The sequence below is a fragment of the Thermococcus sp. Bubb.Bath genome (assembly GCF_012027595.1).
GTDB lineage: Archaea > Methanobacteriota_B > Thermococci > Thermococcales > Thermococcaceae > Thermococcus.
The window spans coordinates 61,489-84,112 of the sequence record NZ_SNUR01000003.1 but is presented as its reverse complement, the minus strand read 5'-3'; the positions used below and the strand labels follow the sequence as shown (position 1 = coordinate 84,112).

Sequence of the window (22,624 nt, the reverse complement as noted above, 5' to 3'; positions counted from 1 at the left end):
TATTCTTTTAGGAGATTATGGAACATGGGAAAGAAAGGTTCACCTGAGGGCGAACTCACCCACGAAGGCCGAGCTTGAGATGGTGTCCCCAATTCCAACGGTTGATCTCGGCTTGGCGACGATCTTCGTGGGGATAAATGCAAGCTGGTAGCCGTTTACCTCCGCGATGCCGTTCTCCATGTCGTACACTTTCGTTAAAGCTTCTCCAACGCCCTCAGCCTTCTCGTTCACCGGGACGTCCATTGCCTTCACGACGTCGTCTATGTTCCTGATGTCGCCCAGTTTAGCCTTCGCGGCTGCGGCCAGGGCAGCGAACAGGAGTGCGTCCCTCACGAACTCGCCGCGGTAGTCGGTTAAGGCGAAGTAGTAGCCATAGGTGTGGAAGTGTATCCTCCTCACTCCAGTCTTCTTGGCGAGCTTGAGCATGGCCTCCGTGACGGCTATCGGGTCAACCGGGTCACTGGCAAGGAGCTTCTCGGCGATAGCTTTCTCACCCATCACGTTCATCACCGAGGCGAGCTCGACCTCGTTTAACCCAACACTCCAGAACTTTCCAAGGATGCCGACGAAGGCCTTCCTCACGGTTTCGTCAGGAGTGAAGGCGAACTCGAGATGAACTGGGATTCCCTTCTCCTCAAGGATGTCAAGGTGTGCTTTTACGGTCTTCAAGGGCCCGCGGTAGTTCTCCTCCGTCAGGGCCTGGAGGCCGCTTAGTATGGCCAGCTCTGCATTTGCGGCAATTTCCTCGAATTGTTCCTCAAACTCCGGCCTTATCACGACGTTAGGGTTGTAGTCATCCGCAGAGCCTATGAAGCGGTTCTCCCTCGGGGCCTCGAAGTCGAGAACCCTGAACCCGCGCGGGAACTCGTAGATGTAGTGGATGCAGTTCTCCTCGTCGGCCTTGAACTCCTTCGGGTGGACGAGTTCAAGATTTTCACCCTCTCCTTTGGGCACGTAAATCGGACCCTCCTTGAAGAGCTCGGCTTGAAGGCGGGAGAGCTGTGGAACATGGGCTATCACGGGGACGCCGTACACTCCACCCAGGAGGTTGGCCATTATCCCGACCTGACCGCCCATCCTCAGCTCGTCCCAGCCCCAGCGCTTCATGTAAAAGCGCGTTGAACAGCTCTCGACGAAGAGCTCGGCAGCCTTCCCCCTCCCGATGCTCCAAAGGATTGAACCCAAAAGCTGCGGAACGCTCTCTATCCTTCTGGGAAGTTCTTCAGCATAGTGCAGAACCTCTTCCTGTCCGGCCTTTTCGATTCTCACCTCAAGGTCTTCCCTTTGGAGGTATTTTATTGCGTCGATGTTGGTGTTGTAGGCGAGCAGAACCTTTCCGACCATATCGATGTTAGCGCGAACCCTCTCGAACGCAGAAGCGTAAAGATTGTCCCAGCCCACATGTATCACCGGGAGTGAAAAGGATTAAGAGACTAATAAGGATTTCGTTAATGGGGCACTTCTGGATACTGGAGGGGGAATCAAAAAGGATAACATTACCCCTTTTCGGAACGGAAGTACGTTCTCTTGCCCACCCTGACCACACGGTAGACCTTTCCCTCTTCTACCCTGAACTCGGGTTTCGAGACCTCGTAAGTGCGGTAGTCGTTCATGTCCATTAGTCCTACCTCGTCCTTCCCAACGCTCGTCACCATGGCCTCGCCGCTCTCATGCTCCACGGTGTCAACCTTCTCCCGCTTTGCCGTTTTCCAGTCCATGCGCTCGCTCTCCCAGGTTTCAAGGTTCTTCAGGGATATTCCCCTCCCGTCAACTCCTTCAACCTCGTACACCTTCCCGTTCCTGTCCGCCACTATATCCCCCCTTCTGAACTTGGGGAGTCTCACACTGACGCTCGTCCTGTAAACGGCCTTGCTCGTCTGCCTGTCTTCACCCACGAGCTCGTACGCCTCGCTTATCGTCCCCCCGAAGCGCTCCTTCACCGCCTGAGCAAGTTTTCTAGCGGCCCCTGTTGAGCCCATGTAAAAGTCCAGCCCCTCCCCCTTCTCAATGGTGTCCTGTATGAAGCCCATCCTGTCCTTCCGCATTATCTCGTCGACTTTATCCTGGACGAGGGCGCCGATTTTCTCCCTCTCATCCTCACTCAGCGGCCTCCCCTCCGCCCTGACCTGGAGTATCGCCTCGAAGTAGCCGCCCAGGAACTTTGAACAGCGTGGACAGACCGTCTGGCGGACGTAGACGGTGACGGTCTTTCTCTCGTCGTGCAGCTCCCTCTGGAGCTCGTGGATCCTCGCCTTTACTCTGACATTGTAGACCACTATCGCCGGGAAGTGCTCAATGTGCCAGTTCACTGGCTCGAACGAGGCGACCGCCTTACCGACCGGGAGCTCGCTTATCTCCTCGATTTCATCTGGGGAAACTATCTCAACCTCCCTGACTTTCTCGTCCAGTCCCCTCTCAAGGGCCTCAACTAGGGCGTTGTCGGAGACTTCGAATATCAGCCCTTCGAGCTCGTAGCTCCTCGGATCGACCCAGACGCCGTTCTTTTTGTAGCTCCCGCAGTTCTGGCAGAGTTCCGTGTTTATCTCTTCGTCAATTAGAAGGACCGGGTTCTCCTTCCGGAAGCACACCTGGCAGAGCCCGTTTATCAGCGGTCCACCTTCTTCTTCGCTTATTCCACAGCGGTAGCAGAACCTCTCTCCCATACCCATCACCACATCATTCTCGCCATCTGGGCGTGGGGGACGCCCTCAACCCTGAGAACCCTCTCCTCGTCCACATAGCCGAGCTCTATCGCCTTTGAGACGCACCTCTCGCCCGTGAGGTTTGCGATAGTGGCCTCTTCAAGCAGCCCCTCAAGGGCTCTCTCCTCGACGAGTTCGCCCTTGTAAAAGCGCTCTTTTACCTCCAGCTTGAGTTCGCCATCCCTGAACGTCTTTCCCAGGAGTTCCTCATCGCACGCCGCTAGCAGAACCTCCCCCTGAACCTTGTAAACCTTGATGTATATCATCGCTTCTCCCACCCAATAGCTGGGTAAGGGGTTTATAAACCTGGTACCCACCGAAAAGCTTAAAGGTAATTTTTCTTACATATGGTTAGAGAAGGGGGTGATGGCATGGAATCAGACAAGGGGAAGCTGCTCGACATACTGGGAAACGAGACCAGGCGGAGGATTCTCATCCTGCTCACCCGCAGGCCGTACTACGTCAGCGAGCTGAGTCAGGAGCTGGGGGTGGGCCAAAAAGCCGTCTTAGAGCATCTTAGGATACTGAAGGGAGCGGGCCTGATTGAGGAGAGAACGGAGAAGATACCCCGCGGGAGACCCAGGAAGTACTACACGATAAAGCGGGGCTTCAGGATGGAGGTAATGCTCACCCCGTACCTTTTTGGCACCGAGCTCTACGAGCCGAGGCATTCCCGCAGGGGCGACATCTACACCGAGGCCAGGGAGCTTATAAAATCCACCGAGCCTGTGGAAGAGAAAGTGGACGAGCTCGTGGGTTTCCTCAACGATGTGGAGGCCCAGCTGGATGAGATAATGGAAGCCAGACGAGAGCTTGAGGAAGTCCGGCTGCTGGTGGAGACTTACATAGGGAATCTCCTGCGCCGCGTTGCCCAGGAGGACGAGAGGCTCTTTGAGGAAGTTCTCAGCGACCTTAGGGGAAAACTGCCGCGCAGAATTCTGGAAGACCTCGACGGCCTTTAGGAAGGAGCTGAAGGCGAAGAAAAACGAGAATGCCCTAAAGAAGGAATCCCCAGAAGGGGAGGGCTCAAAAAGGGGGAAGACGTAGTCAGAGCATCTTTCCTTCTTCCTTCATCCTGACGAGCCTAGTTATGTAGCCAGCTATCCTGTTCCTTATGGTCTTACTGGTGACGTTGGTGAGTTCCTCAACCTTCTTCTTGTTGTGCTCGAACTCCCTTGTGAACTGGTCGGGGTACCTGTCGAAGAGCTCGCGAGCGGCCCTCTTGATGAACGTCTGCTTAATGTTTCCCATCATCATCCCTCCGTTAGCTTGAGATTAAGGCCATGGTCAAATTTCTTGGCCCGTTTTAAAACTTTTCCCCTCGGCCTAGATTTCCTCCAGCGTTTTCCGAGCCTCGTGAAGAGTCATCTCTGTAGACCACCTCCCCGTTCACGACGACCACGCTGACGTCGCTTCCCCCCGCTGAGCCCACGACGTTAACCCCCTCTCCGGAAGGAACCACTGTTTATCTGCCTTAAGGAGAATGAGGTTGGCAAGGGCTCCCTCCCGTATTACTCTCGCTTCTATACATGCTTCACCGGGCCCTTACCCGCCAAAGGTGGCCGTTTCTAGAACCCCTCTCATTGATTCTCCCGTTGGAAAAGGTCTTCGCCGCGAGGACTGCAGTTCTCATCTCCGCGAGCATGTCCAGTATTCCAGTTAGATTGGGCAAGTCGTTTCCGAGGGCAATGTTGACCTCAATGGTGTGGAAGGAGCCGGCATCTATCGTTCTTCCTTCGAGCATCAAATTGCTCGTTGGACAGTGGACTAAGGTCGCCCCGCTCCGGGCATAGCGCTCTTTCTCTTTCTCGCTCATGTAAATCTCGTGAACTCCAACGAAGCGCGGATTGAGAAGACCGGCGCGCTGGAGCAGCTCGATCGGCAAAACCCCGTAGCGCTCCTTCACTTCCCTACCCTCTGCCTGGCTCTGGGGGATGTGCATGTGAACTCTCGCTCCGTATTCTCTTGCCATTTCCCCAAGCTCCACCATGAGCTCGTAGGAAACTGTGTTCGTGGTATGGGGCGCTAAGGTTGGGGTAACGAGTTCGTCCTTCCCCCGCCGCCTCTTAAAGAAGCGGATTCCGCCCTCGGGGCGCGCGAGGGAAAAATCCTAGATGTCCATGACGGTTTGCCCGATGAAGGCCCTTATTCCGATTTTCTTGGTGGCTTTCGCAATCTCGTCCGCAAAGAAGTAGTGGTCGTTTACGGTCGTTGAACCGTTGGCGAGGGCCTCAGCCAGCCCCAAGAGGATCCCACCTGCCCAGTTCCTTCCGAGTCCACTCCCTCTCCATTGGCCATATGATTTTCTCGAGCCACTCCTCCGTGGGCACTCCTCCGTGGGCAGGTTTTCGCCTAGCCCCCTGAACTTTGCCATTGCCACGTGGGTGTGGGCGTTTATTAGGCCGGGCAGGATGACGTAGCCCTCACCGCCATGTACTTCATCGGCCCCATAATCACGCAATCTTTCCCGCTTCACCACTCCGGTTATCCTGTTGCCATCAATGAGCACGGCCTTACCATCCTCTCTCCCAACCTGTCAATAATCATGCCAGTAAGTGCAAACATGAGACCACCGTTGGATATGCGTCAGCTGTTCTCTTAAGGATCTTGACAAATTGACATACAGTCGTCCAAATATCTTAAATCCCTTCTTCCCCAGTTATTGATATGCCCGCCATATTCCTCGGTCCATCCCAGTTCAGCGGGCCAACTTTTCTTCACCTCTGGGAGAATTGACTTCTTCCACTCATCGCTACCGTTATAAACTCACCCTCAAAGCCTCTGGAGGTGGTAACGGTGATTGATAAGGTTTATTGTGCTGACGTTAAACCCGATATGGAAGGAAAGAGGGTTAAGCTGGCCGGATGGGTTTACAGAAAGAGGGAAGTTGGAAAGAAGGTATTCATAGTCCTCCGCGACTCAAGCGGGATAATCCAGACTATATTCAAGAAGGAGCCGAGCGAGGAGGCCTACGAAGAGGCCAAGAAGGTCGGAATCGAGTCCAGCGTCATCATTGAGGGAACGGTTAGGGCTGACCCCCGCGCGCCGACAGGGGTGGAAATTCAGGCCGATAAGATACAGATTATCCAGAACGTGGACTTCTTCCCGATAACGAAGGACGCCAGCGAGGAGTTCCTCCTCGACGTAAGGCATCTGCACCTTCACTCCCCCAAGGTCGCCGCGATAATGAAGGTCAAGGGCACCATGATGCAGGCGGCTAGAGAGTGGCTCCTCCAGGACGGCTGGTACGAGGTCTTCCCGCCGATACTTGTCACCGGTGCCGTGGAAGGAGGCGCGACGCTCTTTAAGCTCAAATACTTCGACAAAACCGCCTACCTTAGTCAGTCCGCCCAGCTCTACCTTGAGACGGCTATCTTCGGCCTTGAGAAGGTCTGGTCGCTCACCCCGAGCTTCAGGGCCGAGAAGAGCAGGACGAGGAGACACCTCACAGAGTTCTGGCACCTTGAGCTTGAAGCGGCCTGGATGGATCTCTGGGACATCATGAAGGTTGAGGAAGAGCTGGTAAGCTACATGGTACAGAGAACGCTTGAGTTGAGGAAGAGCGAGATTGAGCTCTACCGCAAGGATGACCTGAAGACCCTCAAGAACGCCGTCCCGCCCTTCCCGAGGATAAGCTACGACGAGGCCATCGACATACTCCAGAGCAAGGGTGTTGAGATAGAGTGGGGCGAGGACATGGGAGCGGATGAGGAGAGGATTCTCACCCAGGAGTTCGAGGCCCCGTTCTTCGTCTACGGCTACCCGAAGGGCATCAAGGCATTCTACATGAAGGAGGACCCCGAAGACCCGAGGAAGGTCTTAGCGGCGGACATGCTTGCCCCCGAGGGGTACGGCGAGGTCATCGGCGGAAGTCAGCGTGAGGACAACTACGACAAGCTCGTAGAAAGGATAATCGAGGAGGGAATGGATCCGAAGAACTACGAGTGGTACCTCGACCTCCGGAAGTACGGCAGCGTCCCGCACAGCGGCTTTGGCCTCGGCCTTGAGAGGTTGGTAGCGTGGGTGCTCAAGCTCGACCACGTCCGCTGGGCAACTCTCTTCCCGAGGACGCCGAGCAGGTTGTATCCGTGAGGCCTTTCTAACGAAAGCGCTCGGGAATTAATTTGCTCTTTTTCTTCTATTCCCCTGACCCAGCAAATCGACGCCCGAAGGGCGTCAAAGTGGCAGAAACTCTTGTTCACTTGGGCAATAATTGTGAATTCACTAATTATGTTCACAAGGAAATCCTCAGAAAACAGCAATTTTGAAAAAGAACCACCGACCTTGATCAAACTTCGCGATCAAGCTTTTGGAAAAAGCTTTACCAAAAGTTCGTAGCTCCTTTTAGAAAAGGCCGTACATGAGGATTTTGCACTATATGTGCCTGTTTCAGGAGGAGAACAACTCAGATAAGAACCCCTTAGAAAAGGTTTATCTTTCTTTTGACGCCCATAGAGCGTCGATTTTTGAGTTAAACCACCCTAAGGGAGCATTTTAAGAGTTCTCACTCTTAAAACAACCCTTCAAAAAGAAAATCCTACTGCATTTGCTCTATAAAACAGTTAACAACATTCCGCCAGCGCTTTCGTCAGAAAGGGCTGTTATGGCGGGCCCGGCGGGATTCGAACCCGCGGAGACCGGCTCCGAAGGCCGGCGCCATATCCCCTAGGCCACGGGCCCTTCGGAACTGTTTTAAGAGGGGACAAAATAAACCTTGCGGTGGTTGAGATGCTGTTGCCGGACTGGAAAATCGAAAAAGAAATTTTAATAGAACCCTTCTCAAAGGAATCACTTCAACCTGCGGGTTACGACCTCAGGGTAGGGAAAGAGGCGCACATTAACGGCAAACTGATAGACGTAGAGAAGGAGGGCAAGTTCATAATTCCTCCCAAGACCCACGCACTCGTCCTGACATTGGAGAGGGTAAAACTTCCCGACGACGTTATGGGCGATATGAAGATAAGAAGCAGCCTCGCGAGGGAAGGCTTACTGGGGTCGTTTGCGTGGGTCGATCCCGGATGGGATGGGAACCTCACCCTCATGCTGTTTAATGCATCGAACGAACCGGTTGAACTTGAGTACGGAGAGAGGTTCGTCCAAATAGCGTTCATACGGCTGGACGGGCCAGCAAGGAATCCCTACCGCGGAAACTATCAGGGGAGCACAAGAATAGCGCTATCGAAGAGAAAGAAGAAATCTCTGTGAAAGAACCCTCTTTTTCTTTTCATAACTGAAGCTTTAACTCAAGAGCGGATTTTGTAATATATCCGTCAAATTATTCAAATTATCAAGCAAGAACCACCAGAGAAGGACAACAACAGAAGGCATGAATCCAAAAGAAAAGTGGCGAAAATAAAGGGAAGAGGCTTCAGCCGAAGAGGGCGCCGAGACCGGCGAGAGCCTCTTCCTCCTTTTCCTCTTCTTCCTCTTCCTCTTCTTCCTCGGCGGCCTCAGCCGGAGCCTCAGCAGCAGCCGGAGCAGCGGCAACAGCAGCCGGAGCGGCAACCGGCATGGCGGCCTTCTCGATGACCTCATCGATATTGACGCCCTCAAGGGCGGCAACGAGGGCCTTTATCCTGGCTTCGTCGGCGCCGACACCGGCGGCCTCAAGGACCTTCTTAAGGTTCTCTTCAGTTATCTCCTTACCAGCGGCGTGGAGCAGCAGAGCGGCATACACGTACTCCATTTTTCACACCTCCAATCATCTTCATTTTTTCTTTTTATTCATCTGTTGAGGGATCCAAGGGAAACGAAATCAGCCGAAGAGCGCGCCCAGTCCAGCGAGCGCATCCTCTTCAGAGGCTTCCTCTTCTTCCTCTTCTTCCTCCGCCTCCTCAACCTTCTCCTCGGTCGGCTGAGGAGCGGCAACTGCCATTTGTGCCTGGGCGTTTAAAAGTTCTTTGGTCTTCTCGTCGAGCAGATCCTCAGGCAGGTTCTGCGCTATGAGCAGGACGGCACGTATTGCCCTGCCAAAGACCTCCTCCACAGTGTCCCTGGTGATGTATCCAGCCTCGACTGCAACGTTCTTCGCTCCAAGGAACGCCTTCTGGATGATGGCTTCGATGGTCTGCTTGGTCGGGTAGGCAGTGTTGACTGAGAGGTTGAACGCGTGCATGTATGCCTGCTGGAGCATGTTGATGTAGGTCTCCTCGTCTATGGCCAGAACGTCCGGAGTGTAGACGAGCCCGTCCTCGTAGGCGGCGAGCAGGTTGAGACCGACCTCAAGGGGTTCGATACCAAGGGCGTTGAGGATCCTCGCGAGCTGGTCGGTTATAACCTCGCCAGCCTTAAGGACGGTGTAGTCCTTCTGAATGCTGACCTTACCCTTCTCGATTCTCGCCGGAATTCCAAGGGCCTGCATCTCACCGACAAGTGGACCCGGAGCGAGTGAGGTTGGTCCGGCCGGAATCACAACGTCGTGAGGGACGGCCGCACCCGCCTTTGCAGGGGCGGGGGTCTTGCTCTGCTCAAGGAGCTTGTAGAGCTTGAACGGGTTCATATCAGTGGCGAGGATTCCGGCACCTCCCTGAATGTGGTCGATGAGCTTCTCAAGCTCCGGCTTTCCAAGCTCCTGAGCGGCCCTCTTTATGGCGAGTTCGATGAGAGTGTTCCTGCTGACCCTGAGGAGTGCGTGTTCCCTGAGCTTGTCGCGCATCTTGCTCAGCGGGTACGCCGGAACACCGGCCACATCGACGAGGGCTATCACTGGGTACTTCTTGATGAGCTCGGCGAGCTCTTCAACTTCCTTCTTCTTCCACTCGGCTACGTGGGCCATCTCCCTCACCTCTCCATCTTAACGGCCGGTCCCATAGTGGTCTTGACGTACACTGAGCGAACCTGGTTCTCGCCGCGCTCCAGTTTCCCAAGAACGGCGTTGAGAACCGCCTCGGCGTTCTCCGCGAGCTTCTCGTCGTCCATGTCCTCAGTGCCTATCCTGGTGTGAATAACCGGGTTGTTCTTGAGCTGTATCCTAACCGTCTTCTTGAGCCTCTCCACGATCGGCTCGAGGTTGGTCATGGTCGGCGGAACGACCTGCGGCATCTTGTTCCTTGGACCGAGGTATCTACCGAGGTACTTACCTATCTTCGGCATCAGTGGGGCCGCTGCAATGAAGAAATCGTAGTTCTTGGCTATTTTTCTGGCTTCCCTAGGGCTCTTCGCGAGCTCTTCAAGCTGCTCCCCACTAATCACATCAAGCCCGAGCTTTTTAGCCGCCTCCGCGACGGCACCATCAGCGATGACCGCGATTTTTGGTTCTTTCCCACGACCGTGGGGCAGCACAACCTCAAGCTTGAACCTGTTCTCCGGTTTCTTCAGGTCTATATCCTTGAGGTTGACTGCCATCTCGACGGTCTGTGTGAAGTGACGCGGCTTTTCCCTAGCTCGGGCCTTCGCCTCCTTCACCGCTTCCACGATTTTCTGCCTGTCGAAGGCCACTTTACAGCCCTCCTTTTTCGTTCATCTGATTTTAACAAGCCAGTCTAAGAATCAAAGATGCGTAAAAGAAGGTCTTTTTAAACTTTTCCCCAAATCCGGGAAGGAAAAGAGGCCTCACTCGGCCTCCTCAGCCTTCGCAAAGAGCTCGTCATAAACTCCCTCATTGATCTCCTTCTGAACTTCCCTGGGGTCCTTGCCCTCGACTGTGACACCAAGGCTGAGAGCGGTACCGATGACCTCCTTCGAAGCGGCTTTGATGTTCGGTGCAAGCATCTGGTCGATCTTCGCCTTGGCGATCCTTATAACGGCATCCATGCTGAGGTCGCCCACGACGGTGTGACCAGCCTCACTGGAGCCCTTGGCGATGCCGAGCTCCTTCTTTATGAGCTGGCTGACCGGTGGAATACCGACCTCGATCTCGAAGGTCTTCTTTTTTGGATCAGTGACAATGATCTTGACGGGAACCTGCATCCCCTCAAAGTCTTTGGTGGCCTTGTTGATCTCGTCAACGACCTGTTTAACGTTGAGTCCGAGCGGACCAATTGCCGGACCAAGCGGGGGTCCGGGTGAAGCTTTTCCTCCCTCAACGAGCACTTCAACGACCTGAGCCATTTTTCTCACCTCTCAAATTCACGCTTATTGAGCAGACCTTTCACTCCTTTTGATGTTTGCTTATAAGTCTAACGTATTCGCCCCTAACTGTGACCGGTATCGGGACGATGGCACCTATGAGCTCGACGACTATCTCGTCCTTGGCCTCGTCAACCCTGATGACCTTAGCTTTCTCCCCTTTGAACGGGCCGGAAATGAGCTCAACGATGTCACCGGGCTCGAAGCCGCTCACAGCGGGCTTCTCCTCAAGGAAGTGCTCTATCTCTTCAAAGCGAACCTCCCCGGGAAGGGTACCCTTAGCGTGCTTTATCCCCTTAATAGCCTCGTCAACGGCGCTCTTACTGGGGGCCTCAACGAATATGTACCCCTTGACCTTAGAGGGGGCGAGTATGGCATAAATCGGAAGGTTGTAGGTATTAACCTTGCTGTATATCAGCTTGGCTGTGGTCTCCTCCTGCCCCACTGTGACCCTGACCGTGAAGATCCTGCCCTCGCTCATGTTATCAACCCCACTCACAGGCCAGAACCCGTGATGAGATAACCCAGGATGGTTATCAGGAGACCGATGGTGCCGATAACTATCATACCAATTCCAGTTATCTTAGATGCCATCTTGTACTCCTTCCAGCTCGGTTTCCTCGTTACCATTAGAACCCTTCTGGATTCGGTGAGGAAGTTCCTGATCTTCTCCCCCATGCTCTCGGCCATGGCAAACACCTCACAGCTTTGCGTTAACGTAACATAAACCGACCTATGGGTAAACTCAGAAAGTCAAATAAAAAGGTAACGGTTGAATATCAGAATTCCTCAACGCCGAGTTTTATCACCCTGCGCTCTTCACTTTCATACGGGGAGGACTCCTCCTCAGCAACGGCGTACGGGGAGCTGACACCAGTGACAACAAGGAGGATCCTTATCATCTTCTCAAGTTCCTCGTCAAGCTGGATGCCCCAAATGACCTGAGCCTCTGGGTCGAGCTTGCTCGTTACGAGCTCTATGATCTGCTGGGCCTCCTCGAGCTTGACGTCGCTTCCGCTGATGCTTATCAAAGCGCCCTTAGCACCACTGATATCAACGTCGAGGAGTGGACTGTTGAGAGCCTGCTGGGCGGCTTCCATGGCGCGCTTCTCGCTGTCGCTCTCACCGATGCCTATCATAGCAACTCCACCGTCTTTCATGACAGCCCTTACATCATTGAAGTCGAGGTTAACGAGACCGGGCTTGGTGATGAGCTCTGTTATGCCCTTGACTGCCTGGACGAGTATCTCGTCCGACACCTTGAAGGCCATGTGTATCGGCAGGTTCGGGGCAACCTCCATGAGCTTGTCGTTCGGGATTACTATAACCGTGTCACTGGCCTTCCTCAGCCTCTCAAGGCCGTACTCAGCGTTCTTAATGCGCCTGATTCCTTCAACTGTGAACGGGAGCGTAACTACTGATACTGTTAAGGCACCCATCTTCTTTGCCATTTCGGCAATAACAGGGGCGGCTCCAGTTCCAGTTCCACCGCCGAGACCGCAGGTTACGAAGATCATGTCGGCGCCTTCTATGGCTTCCCGAATTTCCCTCTCGCTCTCTTTGGCTGCTTCTTCTCCAACCTTAGGGTTGTTGCCTGCCCCAAGGCCCTTGGTGAGCTCCTTACCGAGGAGTATCTTCTTGTGCGCCTGTATTTTGAGAAGGTCCTGCGCATCGGTATTGGCGGCTATTATTTTGGCCCCCTGGATTCCAACCTGCATCATCCTGTTTATGGTGTTGCAGCCGGCACCTCCAACACCGACGACGTATATCTTCGCCTGAATCTGCTCCAGAAGCTTCTTGAGCTCCTCATCAATGTCGCTCTGGCCCATGGGCTGGGCTGCAGGAGCATTTCCCGTTCCAGCGGGAACTGAAGCGGCCTTGTTCATAGCATCTTCAACCAGTTTCAACATCTTCCGACCCTCCGGGTGTAATTTAACACCTGCAACCAAATGCAGGTTCAAAGTATATAAAGTTAGCCAATCAACCCCCAATGCTGGGTTATATTGACGTTGAACGCTTTAAACCTTTCGTCATGACCTTCAGCCCTTAATAAACTCTAACCCCAGCTTTTCGGCCAGACTCCTAGCAAGCTGCCTTGTTTCTCCCTTGCTTCCCTTCCAGTCGGTGTAGATGACATCAACTCCCTCACTGGTTCGTTCTATGGCCTTTAAGAGCATCTCCTCCCCCACCGGCTGGGCGTACTTGGGGAGAATGTGGCCGAACGCCAAGTCAGTCTCCAAGGATGCTGCAGTCTCCTTCTGGGCGTAGTGTCCACCTCCGATACCGAGGGCAGTCCGGAACTTCCCACGCGGTACTTTATCAAAGTTCTCAAGGACGTATACGATAGTCTCAGCCAGTATCTCCCCTGCCCTCTCGTTCACCCATTCCTCTTCGCTTGAGCCTATCTCAATGAAGAAGCTCGGAACATCCAGTTCACTCGGCCCGTGATGGGTCGCCTCGTAGCAAACTGTCCAGCCAAGGTCGTTGAGCTCGTTGAGCTTGGTCAGGGCGAGTTTCATCGCAATGGGGTGTGCCACGGCCAAACTGCCATCCTTTCCACCATACATAGCCTCTCCCCAGTTGCCGGTAACGTGTGTGGTCAGTGCCGGGAGTTTCTGCTTGCTGGAGTGCCTGGAGGCAAAGGCTATGATCTCCGGCTTTAGTCCGAGCTGCTGCTCTATGGAAGTGTCCAGGCCATCATAGTATATCATCTCCTCGTTGGTCATCAGTATGAGAGTGTCCCCCTTTTTGAACACGGGATTGCCATCAAAGAGTTCCCCGGTTTCATCAAAGCCAAAGTTCTCAATTAGCTTCTCCATTATGTTCATCGATGCCAGATCAACCTTCGTTGTCATTATAACCTTCATAGAATCACCTCCTCAGCCTATCGCCATGTTTATTATCGTCTCCCCGATGTTCTCCAGATATTCAAGGATCCTGCGGTAGCTCTCCTTAGCAGCTGATTCCTTAGAATCTATCTCCTTGATGAGCCTGCCAAGTTCGAGCATGATGCGATCTATCTTTTTGAGGTCCCTGTCCTCAACGCGGTCCATGACCTCAACAAAGAGGTTTTTAAGCCGCTTGAAGTCGAGACGCTCAGGATTGCCAGCTATACGAGTGAGGTGGTCGCCTATGCGCTCAACGTTGCGAACAACGAAGAGAATCCCTATCATGTCAAAGCTCCGCCTTATAATGCCACTCTCTTCCCCCAGGGCCCTCTGACTCATTAGCCTGCTGACAGTCCTGATCACGAGGAAGTAGAACCTATCGAGCTCGTTTTCAAGGTCGTTTATGTCCCCTAGTATCTCCTCCTCGCCGGGGTTTTCAACGAGGAGTTCAAGGTCACCTATCATGGAAAGGACTATTGAGCGTATCCTGCGGAGTATCTCGGAGAGGTTTACTTCCTCCTCATCAAGGAGGCTCTTCGCTATAATCCTCTGGGGTTCATCAAGTATTATCTCGACACCTGGAAGGCTCTGGAGAACCTTCCTGAGCTTGACTTTGTAGAAGGGCATCTCCTCCGCAAAGATTACCTCAAGGGTGTCGTACCCCTGGATGTATGCAGATATGACTAGTCTAACCGCCATGTCAGGGGAGAACTCCTTGGACACTGTCAGGACTTTTTTCTCACTAACCTCCCTGGGCTTTCTGGGAAAAATCGTTATACTCCCATCGGGGTTTATGTTCAGGGGTACTGTGTCACCCTGCTTGAGTTCGTTCTCAAGAACCCATGCCTTTGGGAGTGAGATTATATATGAGCTCCTTCCGGTAAACTGTATCTTTCGGAACTCCATACCGGCACACCGAGGTATATATCCCAAAGTGGTTTTAAATGAGTTTCTATGAGTTCTATAAACACCTGAAAATCAGGGGAGTACGATATTGCATGAGGATATATGAAAAAACAGGGTAACAAAATAGACCAAAGACCAAACGGAAAAGGAAAAACAAAAGCATGTTCAGCCCGTGCTTGTTGCAACCTTACAGACGGTCGAGTTCACATGCAGGCCGAAGGCCTCAGGGTGCAGGAAGCGGGCCATCTCGTCAATTGCCTCAATTATCCTTGGGCTCGGCCGCAGGTAGGGGTCGGCGTTGCTGGGCGTGTATATCCTTCCGGTTTGAACCGCGGTTGTCGAGGCGAAAGGCCCGTCGCAGAGTTGAGAGGCATTTATACCCGCCGTTGGGAGGAGGATTATTACCTCCGGGTCCCTCGCAAGAACCTGCTCCTCGCTCGGCTTACCCCACCCACTGATATCGTCGAAGATGTTCTTTCCACCCGCGATGTCGATAATATCGTTGACGAAGGTGTCTTTTCCGGCGGTCCAGTACTCGCCGCCGTAGGCGCTGAGGATGAAGAAGACCCTCGGCCTCGTGAGGTTCGCAACCTTAGATTCGACGTAGGAGATCTCTCCCTTCATCTCACCGATGACGAGGTCGGCCTGCTCTTTCCTGTTGGTTACCTCTCCTAAGAGCTCAATCTGGCGGTAGATTCCGTCGATGTCCTTCGGGGCCACGATTATGACTGGGGCTATCTTCTCAAGCTGATCCAAGATTGGAAGTGAAAAGTCGTCGGCTATTATGAGGTCTGGGGAGAGGTTGGCAATGAGCTCAAGGTTGGCGTACTTACCGTAACCGCCAATGCGGGTTATGTTGTTCACCGCAGCCGGCCAGTCGGCATAATCAGTTACCCCAACGAGCTTGTTTCCAGCACCAAGATAGAAGAGGGTCTCCGTTATGCTCGGTGCAAGGGAGACTATCCTCTGAGGCTCTTTCCGGATGGTAACCGTCCTGTTCTCAAAGTCAGTTATGGTGAGAGGATATTTCTCCTTGAACGCATCGGGATGCAGGAGCTTCGCAAGGGTCTCAAGCCCGATGAGGAGCCTTGGACTGGGGTGTATGAGGTCGTTTTCGTTTTCAATCATATAGATCTTCCCGTTTGCCGCTGCACTTGTCCCCGCGAACTCCTTGAAGGCATCTTCAACACTCATTCCGCAGTGAGGAGTTAGGATTATGACATCGGGGTTCCTGGCGAGAACCTGCTCATCACTCACCGAGGGCCAGCCAGTGGTGTCGTTGAAGACGTTAATGCCTCCAGCAAGGGAGATCAAGGAACTAATGAAGCTGTCGCCACCGGCTGTCATCAGCGGGTTACCCCAGACGACATAGAAGACCTTAACCTTAGGCTCGTCCTTTACAGTGGAGCTTATCTCGTTGACCTTAGCCTGAAATGTGGTAACAACCTCCTTCGCCTTATCCTCGCAGTTGAAGACCTTCCCAAGGAGTTCAAGAACCCTCGAAACGTCGTCCATTGTGTGGGCGCGGACGACTATCACCGGGGCTATCTTCTCAAGACTGCTGAGGATAGGCTGGGAATAGGTATCTGCGATTATGAGGTCTGGGGAGAGGTTGGCAATGAGCTCAAGGTTGGCGTACTTACCGTAGCCACCAACCCTGGAAACGTTAGCGACCGCGGGCGGGAAGTCGTCGTAGTTAGTTACACCCACGACTCTATCAAAGAGGCCTAGGTAGTAGAGATCCTCCGTTATGAACGGGGCGAGAGTAACGACCCTCTCAGGTTCTTTGGTGATCGTAACGGTCCTGTTGAGATCGTCCTTTATTGTGATAGGATAATACCCCTGGGTAGACGTGGAGGATGTTGTAGTTGAGGCCGAAGTCGTCGTGGTAGGTGACTGGCTCGATGATGAGGAAGTGGTTGTCGAAGATGAGGAAGAAGTCGCAGTAATGGTCGTACTGCTGGTTAAGGGCTCAGAGGTTGTTGTGGAAAGGACTTTTGATGATGTCGTTGAAGGGGCTGGAGAGGACTTGGTGGAACTCTGGGTTGAGTTTCCACCAATGCACCCTGCCGCAAAGACCATCCCCAGGAGCAGAATAAACACCAGCACAGTAAACGGAGCCTTCTTCACGTTTCATCACCTGGATTATTTGTCCAGGAAAAGTGGGAGAAAGAGTATAAAAACTTGTTGGATAAATGGTCCAGAAATAATTAATCCCATGAACATTAACGAACTTCAGGGGCAAGAACCAAAACAATTCCGCCAGCGCTTGCGTAAGCAAGGGCTGAATGGTGGGGCCGCCGAGATTTGAACTCGGGTCCCCGGCTCCCGAAGCCGGAAGGATAGGCCAAGCTACCCCACGGCCCCATGCCCGTATAGCCATCGCCAGAGTTGGCTTATAAATTTTGTGGTACAACAGGGGAATCATCAGACGGTATGCGGTATGGATAGCAAAGACATTGATTCCCTTAATCCTCAGAAAGAATTGGTTATGAAAAAGAGCGAATTCTCAATTCAACGGAAGTACAGAAGAGCCACACACTTATCAGAACATATAGTTTGAGTAAACTCTTGGGGAATTGACAACAATGTGTAAATTCCTCAATAGATAAGTCCCATAACACGGGAAAACTCCACTCCCTTCGTGATACCTCTTCAGAAAAGTCCTTATGGAGCCCCGGGCGGGGTTTGAACCCGCGGCCTGCCGCTTACCAAGCGGCCGCTCTGCCAGGCTGAGCCACCGGGGCACCACTGATATCGTGAAGAGAGGATTTATAAATTTTTCTCTCTACCGCAACGCTATTATAACAGACCATCCAACTAACTAAAGGTGAAAAAATGAAGGTAGGAGTTGTTTTCGGGATAAGTGAACTTGCAAATCCAAAGGATTTCGAGAAGAAGGCCTCCGAGTTCTTAACCGAGCTGGCCCAGGAGTTCGATGTCCTCGGCGGCTTCTTCATAACAAGCAAGGCAGATTTCAAGGAGGCAAAGGCCGAGGTAAACTTCAATGAGGTCGATGCCCTCGTTCTGTACCCCCTCACCGGCGGAACGGAGGGGGTCCTCAAGGAGTTCGCGGTGTTCAGGAGGCCCACTATAATCTACGGAGACCCGTTCAACAACTCTCTGGCAGCTGGGATAGAGCTGAGGGAGTACTTCAGGGACAGGATAATCCCCTCCACCCTCGTCAAGGACAGGAACGAGCTGAAGGCGGCCCTCCTGGGCTACGGCGACATGGAAGAGACGCTGGAGAAGTTCCTGAAGATGAGACTTGGTCTCATAGGCAGAGTTTCCCCCTGGCTCATCAACGAGAGGTTTGAGCTCCCATACACCCACATAAGCCTAAAGAAGTTCTACGAGTACTACGATAAGATAAGCGAAGAAGAAGGCAGGGCCGTCCTCGGGGAGATAGTCAAGAGGGCGATGGGAATAAAGGAACCGACGGAAGAGGACTTCGCTAGGGTTGGGAGGGTTTACCTTGCGCTTAAAAGGATAATCGAGGACTACAACTTGGAGGGCTTCTCAATAGGATGCTTTGACCTCATAGGCAAGATTAAAACAACGCCGTGCCTCGCCCTGGCGATATTCAACGCGGAGGGCATTCCTGCAGCGTGCGAAGGCGAGATGAACGCCCTCCTCGGCATGATGATAGTCAGGAAGTTCTTCAACAAACCCGCCTTCATGGGAAACGTAGCGGACTACGGAATGAACCACATAATCCTTGCCCACTGCACGGCACCGCTGATCGGCAGATACTACCTGCGGACCCACTTTGAGAGCGGAATAGGCGTTGGTGTGGAGGTGGAACTGCCAAAGGGAAGGGCATCACTCATGAAGATAAGAGGAAGAAAGGCCGTAGTAGCGGGAGTGAAAGTAGTAGAGCGCGAAAAGAGCGAGAACAGGTGCAGAACACAGATGAAGCTTAGGATAGACGATGCCCCCGACTTCCTCGACGGAACCCTCGGGAACCACCACCTTCTGGTCTACGTCGACAGCGAGGAACTGGCCGACCTGCTGAGCGAACTGGGCTTTGAAGTCATGCTTTACTAACTCCCCGTTCTATCTCCCCTTTTTCTTGGTGGGCATACAAAACCTTAAGTACTATCCGAGCGTATGGATGTCAGGGGTGAAGGGGGTGAGAAAGGCTCAAGCCGCCATAGAATACCTAATGATGCTGGCGGTGGCGCTTACGATGGTCATGCTCGTGGTGAGGTACGTGAGAGAAGCAGCTGAGATGGCAGGGAAGAACGTCAACAGCAGCACCGGACAGATAGCGAGCTACATCAGCAAAACAATAGAAAATGAAACAAAAGGCGGATGAGGTCAAACAGGCGTAACGTGGCCCCATTTCTCCAGGGCCCTTGCAAGTTCCTTGTGCGTTTTTGCATACTCGTCGAGGGGGATTCCCTGCATTATTGCATCTATCGCCTGCCTAGCCGCCATAGCTCCTGCCTTCGGCCCATCAGGGTGCCCCATGGTTCCGCCACCGAGCTGGAGGACGATGTCCCTCCCAAGGGCGTCTATGACGGGCTCGATGTTGCCCGGATGAAGACCGCCAGAACTCGTCGGGAAGACTGGCTTTATGTGGTAGAACTTTTGTTCAAGGTGGAAGACGTCGTTCTCGTCCGGGACGTAGTGGTTCTCGGTGATTATGCGCTTGTACTGGATGACCTCCCACTTCTCGCCCTCCATCTTACCGGCACCGGCGGTTCCAATGTGCAGCTGGTCGACACCGATTACCCTGTAGAGCTTCGCGAGGACGAACATCGAGATGCCGTGGAGCGGGTGTCTAGCGAAGGCCGTGTGCATGGCCCTGTGGGCATGAAGCGCTATCCCGTAGTCCTCGGCAAGATCTCTTATGTAGTCGAGAACACCCCAGCCAAGAACAACCACATCTATCATCGCGTGCGGGACTCCGTAATCTGCGAGGAGCTCAAGCCTCTGCTCCATCTCAAGTATAGGAGAGGTTATGTTGGCGAACCAGGTCTTCTTCTCGCCGGTCTCGTTTTCAGCTTTCTCCATCGCCTTGGTAACGACCTCAACGCGCTTCTCGAAGCGGTTGTACCAGGGGCTCGTAAGGTTCTCATCGTCCTTGATGTAGTCGGCACCGCCGAGGTATAGGTCGAGAGCCAACTTGTAGAGCTCCTCCGGGGAGTAGCCCACCTTGGGCTTCGGGACAACACCGTAAAGGGGCCTGTCATAGATTTCAAGCTTCTTCCTAACTCCCTCGATACCAAACTGGGGACCGGGGTAGTTGCGCAGGAACCTCTCGGGGAGATGGATGTCTTCAAGGCGGAGCCACTCAACGCGCTTCATCCCGAAGACGTTTCCGGCTACACTTGCGAGGAAGCCGGGGGTGTTGCCCCCCTCGAATATGTGTTCTGGATAAGCTATCCTCACCATCCAGCTGCCGTCGCCCATGTCCGTGAAGTGATATGCCTTGGCCGACATGTCTGCCCATCTCTCCTGCTCGTACCATGAGTAGAGCGTCGTCCATGTTCCGGTCGAACTCTCGGCGGCGACCGCTCCAGCAGCCTGCTCAATCGTGTAGCCCTTCGCAGGAGTTATGCGGAAGACGGCGATAACGTCTCTCTTGGGGTTCGGCTCGTAGGATTTGTCTACGTAGTAGTCGTATATCTTATCAAACTTTTCAACCATGCTTTTCACCTCCAGGTAAACCCTGTATTGGGAAGAACATTATAAAAATCATGCGGTCCAAATATGTCCATTTCAACGCCTTCTGGGACTTTGATGAGCATTAAACGGACTTAAACAAAAAAATCCACAGCGGGGGGATTGGAACACCTACCCGGTGGAGACATGGAGACTCTGAATTTCTATCTCTCCCAGTCCGATGAGGGGACAATACCGACTCCAGAGGGGAGGTTTTCCGAAAAGTTTATATATCGCTTTAGCCTTAGAATAAACTGCAGTAGTCATTTAAAGCACTGGAAGGAGGTGTAAGGAATGGCTGAGTTGCCGATTGCCCCGGTTGATAGGCTTATTAGGAAGGCCGGCGCTCCGCGCGTTAGCGAGGATGCCGCCAAGGTTCTTGCCGAGCACCTTGAGGAGAAGGCCATAGAGATCTCCAAGAAGGCAGTCGAGCTCGCCCACCACGCGGGCAGGAAGACCGTCAAGGCCGAGGACATCAAGCTCGCTATCAGGAGCTGATGCCCCTTTCTTTTCCTACCTGTTTTTGTTTCACCACAGTTCTATCCTTCTGACGTCGACCTCTTTTCCGTCCGTCCTGAGCAGGGCAAAGCCGGGGGAATCATAACGCGGAAACATGGGAGACCCCGGGTTCAGAAGGTATACCCTTCTACCATGCAAGGAGAGGGGCTCAAAGTAAAAACGGTGGGTATGCCCAAAGACCAGAACGTCCACCCCCATGTCCATAGCTTTGAGCGCCAAAAAATGGGAGTTCAGGCTGAAGAACTGGTGACCGTGTACCATTCCAATACTTACATCTCCCACCTCCACCACTTTCTCCTCCGGGAGATGAAGATGATCAACGTTGCCCCGGACGGCCACGACTGGGGTAATCTCCTCGAGCTCTTCAAGCACCGTGTGCGAAGTAATGTCCCCCGCATGGAGTATAAGGTCGGGTGAGGAAGCACGGAGTTTATTAAGAAAAGGGATAGGAAGGGACTTTGCTTTGTCCCCAACGTGGGTGTCGCTCACGACGGCCACGAGCAAGTGCATCCCTCATATGGGAACTTTAATGTTGAGCTTGTCTACGAGCTCTTTATAGCGGTTCCTAACGGTGACCTCGGTAACGTTGGCAACTTCCGCTACCTCGCGCTGGGTTCTCTTCTCCCCTTCCAGTAAAGAGGCCACGTAGAGCGCCGCTGCAGCAAGTCCCGTGGGTCCCTTTCCGCTGGTTATACCCCTTCTTATAGCCTCGTTAAGTATCTCCTTGGCGCGCCTCTTTGTTTTTGCAGTAACATTCAGGGCATCTCCAAAGCGGTCGACGTAGTCTATAGGGCTGGTGGGGCGGAGGTTCAGATTGAGACCCCTAGCCATGAAACGGTAGCTCCTGCCGATTTCCTTCTTTGTAACCTTGGAAACCCGCGCAATCTCGTCAAGGGTCCTTGGAACGCCCTCCATCCTGCACGCCGCGTAGAGCGCGGCGGAAACCATCCCCTCAATGGAGCGCCCGCGGATGAGCTTCTTCATCACGGCCTTTCTGTAAAGGGCCGCGGCGGATTCCTTAACCCTCCGCGGAAGCCTCATCTGGGCGGCCATCCTATCGAGCTCGCTGAGGGCAAAGGCAAGGTTACGCTCGGCGGCGTCGTTTATGCGCATCCTGCGCTGCCACATGCGGAGCCTTCTCAACTTGCTCCTGTACATACCGCTGATCTGGTTGCCGTGGATATCCCTGTCGCGCCAGTCTATATCAGTTGAGAGGCCCTTGTCATGGATCATGAGTGTCATGGGCGCCCCGGTTCTGGCACGTTTCTCCCTCTGACCCGGCTCAAAGGCACGCCACTCAGGCCCCTCATCAACAATGTTGTCCTCTATCACGTAGCCGCAGACCTTGCAAACGAGCTCCCCTCTACTTCTATCATAGAAGAACTCAGTAGATCCACAAACCGGACAGACCCGCTTTTCAGCCAAAGGTTCTCACCCCCTCCTTCTGGGGGCGGGGCGCTTCTTCCGCGAGTCCTTGCGCCTCTTATCACGAGTATTACCCTTAGAAACCCTCCTGTCATCGACGTAGAGGAGGGAACCAATGTAATCTGTGGGATTCTTGACCCGCGGTTTTATGGCCACATAAGGAGCGTTAACAGGACCAAAGACATCCTTAACCGTGCCAACGAAGACGAGGTTCTTATCAACAATCCTATCGTTGAGATTGGGCACACGAGTCGTCCGGAGTATTAGGAACCCCTGCTTTGCATAATGAGAAACCTTACCTAACTTCTTCATAGCCCCACCCCAAAAGGGCATTTCCTTTTAAATCTTTCGCTAATTCATCTTATAAATTTTTCGGTTCTGGCAAAAGGTTTTTATAGAAGTTCCAAGAGACCCCAGAGTTTAGGCATTTCAAGGAGGTTCATGCAA

At 53.3% G+C, this 22,624-nt stretch carries 25 protein-coding genes, 3 tRNA genes and 1 pseudogene; 7 read left to right on the top strand and 22 right to left on the bottom strand.

What is annotated here, in order from left to right:
- Window positions 1-39: 39 nt before the first annotated feature.
- The 3 genes from E3E29_RS07645 to E3E29_RS07635 all read right to left on the bottom strand — a co-directional run bounded on the left by E3E29_RS07645 (window position 40) and on the right by E3E29_RS07635 (window position 2,968).
- Complete coding sequence (locus tag E3E29_RS07645; RefSeq protein ID WP_167910583.1) at window positions 40-1,401, bottom strand: ADP-specific glucokinase; 1,362 nt, start codon at window positions 1,399-1,401, stop codon at window positions 40-42.
- A gap of 95 nt (window positions 1,402-1,496) precedes the next feature.
- Window positions 1,497-2,663, bottom strand: coding sequence for a 60S ribosomal export protein NMD3 (locus E3E29_RS07640; protein ID WP_167910582.1), 1,167 nt, complete (start codon window positions 2,661-2,663; stop codon window positions 1,497-1,499).
- A gap of 5 nt (window positions 2,664-2,668) precedes the next feature.
- Complete coding sequence (locus tag E3E29_RS07635; protein ID WP_167910581.1) at window positions 2,669-2,968, bottom strand: DUF424 domain-containing protein; 300 nt, start codon at window positions 2,966-2,968, stop codon at window positions 2,669-2,671.
- A 105-nt stretch (window positions 2,969-3,073) separates the two neighbouring features.
- Here E3E29_RS07635 and E3E29_RS07630 point away from each other — a divergent pair, with 105 nt between their 5' ends.
- Window positions 3,074-3,664, top strand: a complete 591-nt coding sequence (locus tag E3E29_RS07630; RefSeq protein WP_167910401.1) for an ArsR family transcriptional regulator — start codon at window positions 3,074-3,076, stop codon at window positions 3,662-3,664.
- Between the two features lie 85 nt (window positions 3,665-3,749).
- On the opposite strand, the gene E3E29_RS07625 is transcribed toward E3E29_RS07630, so the two are convergent.
- Both E3E29_RS07625 and E3E29_RS07620 read right to left on the bottom strand, forming a co-directional pair.
- Complete coding sequence (locus E3E29_RS07625; RefSeq protein ID WP_167910400.1) at window positions 3,750-3,953, bottom strand: 30S ribosomal protein S17e; 204 nt, start codon at window positions 3,951-3,953, stop codon at window positions 3,750-3,752.
- A gap of 283 nt (window positions 3,954-4,236) precedes the next feature.
- A pseudogene (locus tag E3E29_RS07620) lies at window positions 4,237-5,076 on the bottom strand (amidohydrolase family protein).
- A 422-nt stretch (window positions 5,077-5,498) separates the two neighbouring features.
- Between E3E29_RS07620 and asnS the strand changes: the two are divergent.
- The gene (gene asnS / locus E3E29_RS07615; protein WP_167910399.1) at window positions 5,499-6,794 is read left to right on the top strand and encodes an asparagine--tRNA ligase; all 1,296 of its coding nucleotides are present in this window, start codon (window positions 5,499-5,501) and stop codon (window positions 6,792-6,794) included.
- A gap of 512 nt (window positions 6,795-7,306) precedes the next feature.
- Here the strand turns inward: asnS and E3E29_RS07610 are convergent.
- A tRNA-Arg gene (locus E3E29_RS07610) sits at window positions 7,307-7,382 on the bottom strand.
- 48 nt (window positions 7,383-7,430) lie between these two features.
- Here E3E29_RS07610 and dcd point away from each other — a divergent pair.
- Window positions 7,431-7,907: a dCTP deaminase gene (gene dcd / locus E3E29_RS07605; protein WP_167910580.1), complete on the top strand. Its 477-nt coding sequence runs from the start codon at window positions 7,431-7,433 to the stop codon at window positions 7,905-7,907.
- 163 nt (window positions 7,908-8,070) lie between these two features.
- On the opposite strand, the gene rpl12p is transcribed toward dcd, so the two are convergent.
- The 10 genes from rpl12p to E3E29_RS07555 all read right to left on the bottom strand — a co-directional run bounded on the left by rpl12p (window position 8,071) and on the right by E3E29_RS07555 (window position 16,357).
- Entirely contained in the window at window positions 8,071-8,388 is a 318-nt protein-coding gene (gene rpl12p / locus E3E29_RS07600) for a 50S ribosomal protein P1 (RefSeq protein WP_167910398.1), read from the bottom strand.
- Window positions 8,389-8,457: 69 nt separating this feature from the next.
- Entirely contained in the window at window positions 8,458-9,477 is a 1,020-nt protein-coding gene (locus tag E3E29_RS07595; protein WP_167910397.1) for a 50S ribosomal protein L10, read from the bottom strand.
- A 5-nt stretch (window positions 9,478-9,482) separates the two neighbouring features.
- The gene (locus tag E3E29_RS07590; RefSeq protein ID WP_167910396.1) at window positions 9,483-10,139 is read right to left on the bottom strand and encodes a 50S ribosomal protein L1; all 657 of its coding nucleotides are present in this window, start codon (window positions 10,137-10,139) and stop codon (window positions 9,483-9,485) included.
- A 114-nt stretch (window positions 10,140-10,253) separates the two neighbouring features.
- Entirely contained in the window at window positions 10,254-10,751 is a 498-nt protein-coding gene (locus tag E3E29_RS07585) for a 50S ribosomal protein L11 (RefSeq protein WP_167910395.1), read from the bottom strand.
- 40 nt (window positions 10,752-10,791) lie between these two features.
- Window positions 10,792-11,250, bottom strand: a complete 459-nt coding sequence (locus E3E29_RS07580; protein ID WP_167910394.1) for a transcription elongation factor Spt5 — start codon at window positions 11,248-11,250, stop codon at window positions 10,792-10,794.
- A gap of 14 nt (window positions 11,251-11,264) precedes the next feature.
- Window positions 11,265-11,459 carry a protein translocase SEC61 complex subunit gamma gene (locus tag E3E29_RS07575; protein WP_167910393.1) on the bottom strand — a complete coding sequence of 65 codons (195 nt, stop codon included), beginning with the start codon at window positions 11,457-11,459 and terminating at the stop codon, window positions 11,265-11,267.
- An 89-nt stretch (window positions 11,460-11,548) separates the two neighbouring features.
- Window positions 11,549-12,679: a cell division protein FtsZ gene (gene ftsZ / locus E3E29_RS07570; RefSeq protein ID WP_167910392.1), complete on the bottom strand. Its 1,131-nt coding sequence runs from the start codon at window positions 12,677-12,679 to the stop codon at window positions 11,549-11,551.
- A 129-nt stretch (window positions 12,680-12,808) separates the two neighbouring features.
- Window positions 12,809-13,636 carry a D-aminoacyl-tRNA deacylase gene (locus E3E29_RS07565; protein ID WP_167910391.1) on the bottom strand — a complete coding sequence of 276 codons (828 nt, stop codon included), beginning with the start codon at window positions 13,634-13,636 and terminating at the stop codon, window positions 12,809-12,811.
- Window positions 13,637-13,648: 12 nt separating this feature from the next.
- Window positions 13,649-14,563 (bottom strand): phosphate uptake regulator PhoU, encoded by a 915-nt coding sequence (locus tag E3E29_RS07560; RefSeq protein ID WP_167910390.1) that lies wholly within the window; start codon window positions 14,561-14,563, stop codon window positions 13,649-13,651.
- Window positions 14,564-14,728: 165 nt separating this feature from the next.
- A complete protein-coding gene (locus E3E29_RS07555; RefSeq protein ID WP_342764698.1) occupies window positions 14,729-16,357 on the bottom strand; it encodes an ABC transporter substrate-binding protein in 1,629 nt (542 codons plus the stop codon).
- Window positions 16,358-16,415: 58 nt separating this feature from the next.
- On the opposite strand from E3E29_RS07555, the gene E3E29_RS12050 reads away from it, so the two are divergent.
- A complete protein-coding gene (locus E3E29_RS12050) occupies window positions 16,416-16,874 on the top strand; it encodes a hypothetical protein (RefSeq protein WP_342764703.1) in 459 nt (152 codons plus the stop codon).
- On the opposite strand, the gene E3E29_RS07550 is transcribed toward E3E29_RS12050, so the two are convergent.
- Together E3E29_RS07550 and E3E29_RS07545 are read right to left on the bottom strand one after the other, a co-directional pair.
- Window positions 16,853-16,930, bottom strand: a tRNA-Pro gene (locus tag E3E29_RS07550). The two genes, E3E29_RS12050 and E3E29_RS07550, sit on opposite strands and share 22 nt — an antisense overlap.
- A gap of 303 nt (window positions 16,931-17,233) precedes the next feature.
- Window positions 17,234-17,310: transfer RNA gene (locus tag E3E29_RS07545), tRNA-Thr, on the bottom strand.
- Window positions 17,311-17,401: 91 nt separating this feature from the next.
- Between E3E29_RS07545 and E3E29_RS07540 the strand changes: the two genes are divergently transcribed.
- Window positions 17,402-18,610 (top strand): hypothetical protein, encoded by a 1,209-nt coding sequence (locus E3E29_RS07540; RefSeq protein WP_167910389.1) that lies wholly within the window; start codon window positions 17,402-17,404, stop codon window positions 18,608-18,610.
- 85 nt (window positions 18,611-18,695) lie between these two features.
- Entirely contained in the window at window positions 18,696-18,881 is a 186-nt protein-coding gene (locus E3E29_RS07535) for a class III signal peptide-containing protein (protein WP_167910388.1), read from the top strand.
- 2 nt (window positions 18,882-18,883) lie between these two features.
- Here the strand turns inward: E3E29_RS07535 and rbcL are convergent, their stop codons facing one another.
- Window positions 18,884-20,218, bottom strand: a complete 1,335-nt coding sequence (gene rbcL / locus E3E29_RS07530; RefSeq protein ID WP_167910387.1) for a type III ribulose-bisphosphate carboxylase — start codon at window positions 20,216-20,218, stop codon at window positions 18,884-18,886.
- A gap of 309 nt (window positions 20,219-20,527) precedes the next feature.
- On the opposite strand from rbcL, the gene hpkB reads away from it, so the two are divergent.
- Window positions 20,528-20,731, top strand: a complete 204-nt coding sequence (hpkB, locus tag E3E29_RS07525) for an archaeal histone HpkB (protein ID WP_167910386.1) — start codon at window positions 20,528-20,530, stop codon at window positions 20,729-20,731.
- 30 nt (window positions 20,732-20,761) lie between these two features.
- On the opposite strand, the gene E3E29_RS07520 is transcribed toward hpkB, so the two are convergent.
- Genes E3E29_RS07520 through E3E29_RS07510 form a run of 3 tightly spaced genes read right to left on the bottom strand, consistent with a single transcriptional unit; the run spans window position 20,762 to window position 22,489 of the window.
- Window positions 20,762-21,262 carry a metallophosphoesterase gene (locus tag E3E29_RS07520; protein ID WP_342764691.1) on the bottom strand — a complete coding sequence of 167 codons (501 nt, stop codon included), beginning with the start codon at window positions 21,260-21,262 and terminating at the stop codon, window positions 20,762-20,764.
- 3 nt (window positions 21,263-21,265) lie between these two features.
- A complete protein-coding gene (locus E3E29_RS07515; RefSeq protein ID WP_167910385.1) occupies window positions 21,266-22,177 on the bottom strand; it encodes a transcription initiation factor IIB in 912 nt (303 codons plus the stop codon).
- 6 nt (window positions 22,178-22,183) lie between these two features.
- Window positions 22,184-22,489, bottom strand: a complete 306-nt coding sequence (locus tag E3E29_RS07510) for a Gar1/Naf1 family protein (RefSeq protein ID WP_167910384.1) — start codon at window positions 22,487-22,489, stop codon at window positions 22,184-22,186.
- Between the last annotated feature and the right edge of the window lie 135 nt (window positions 22,490-22,624).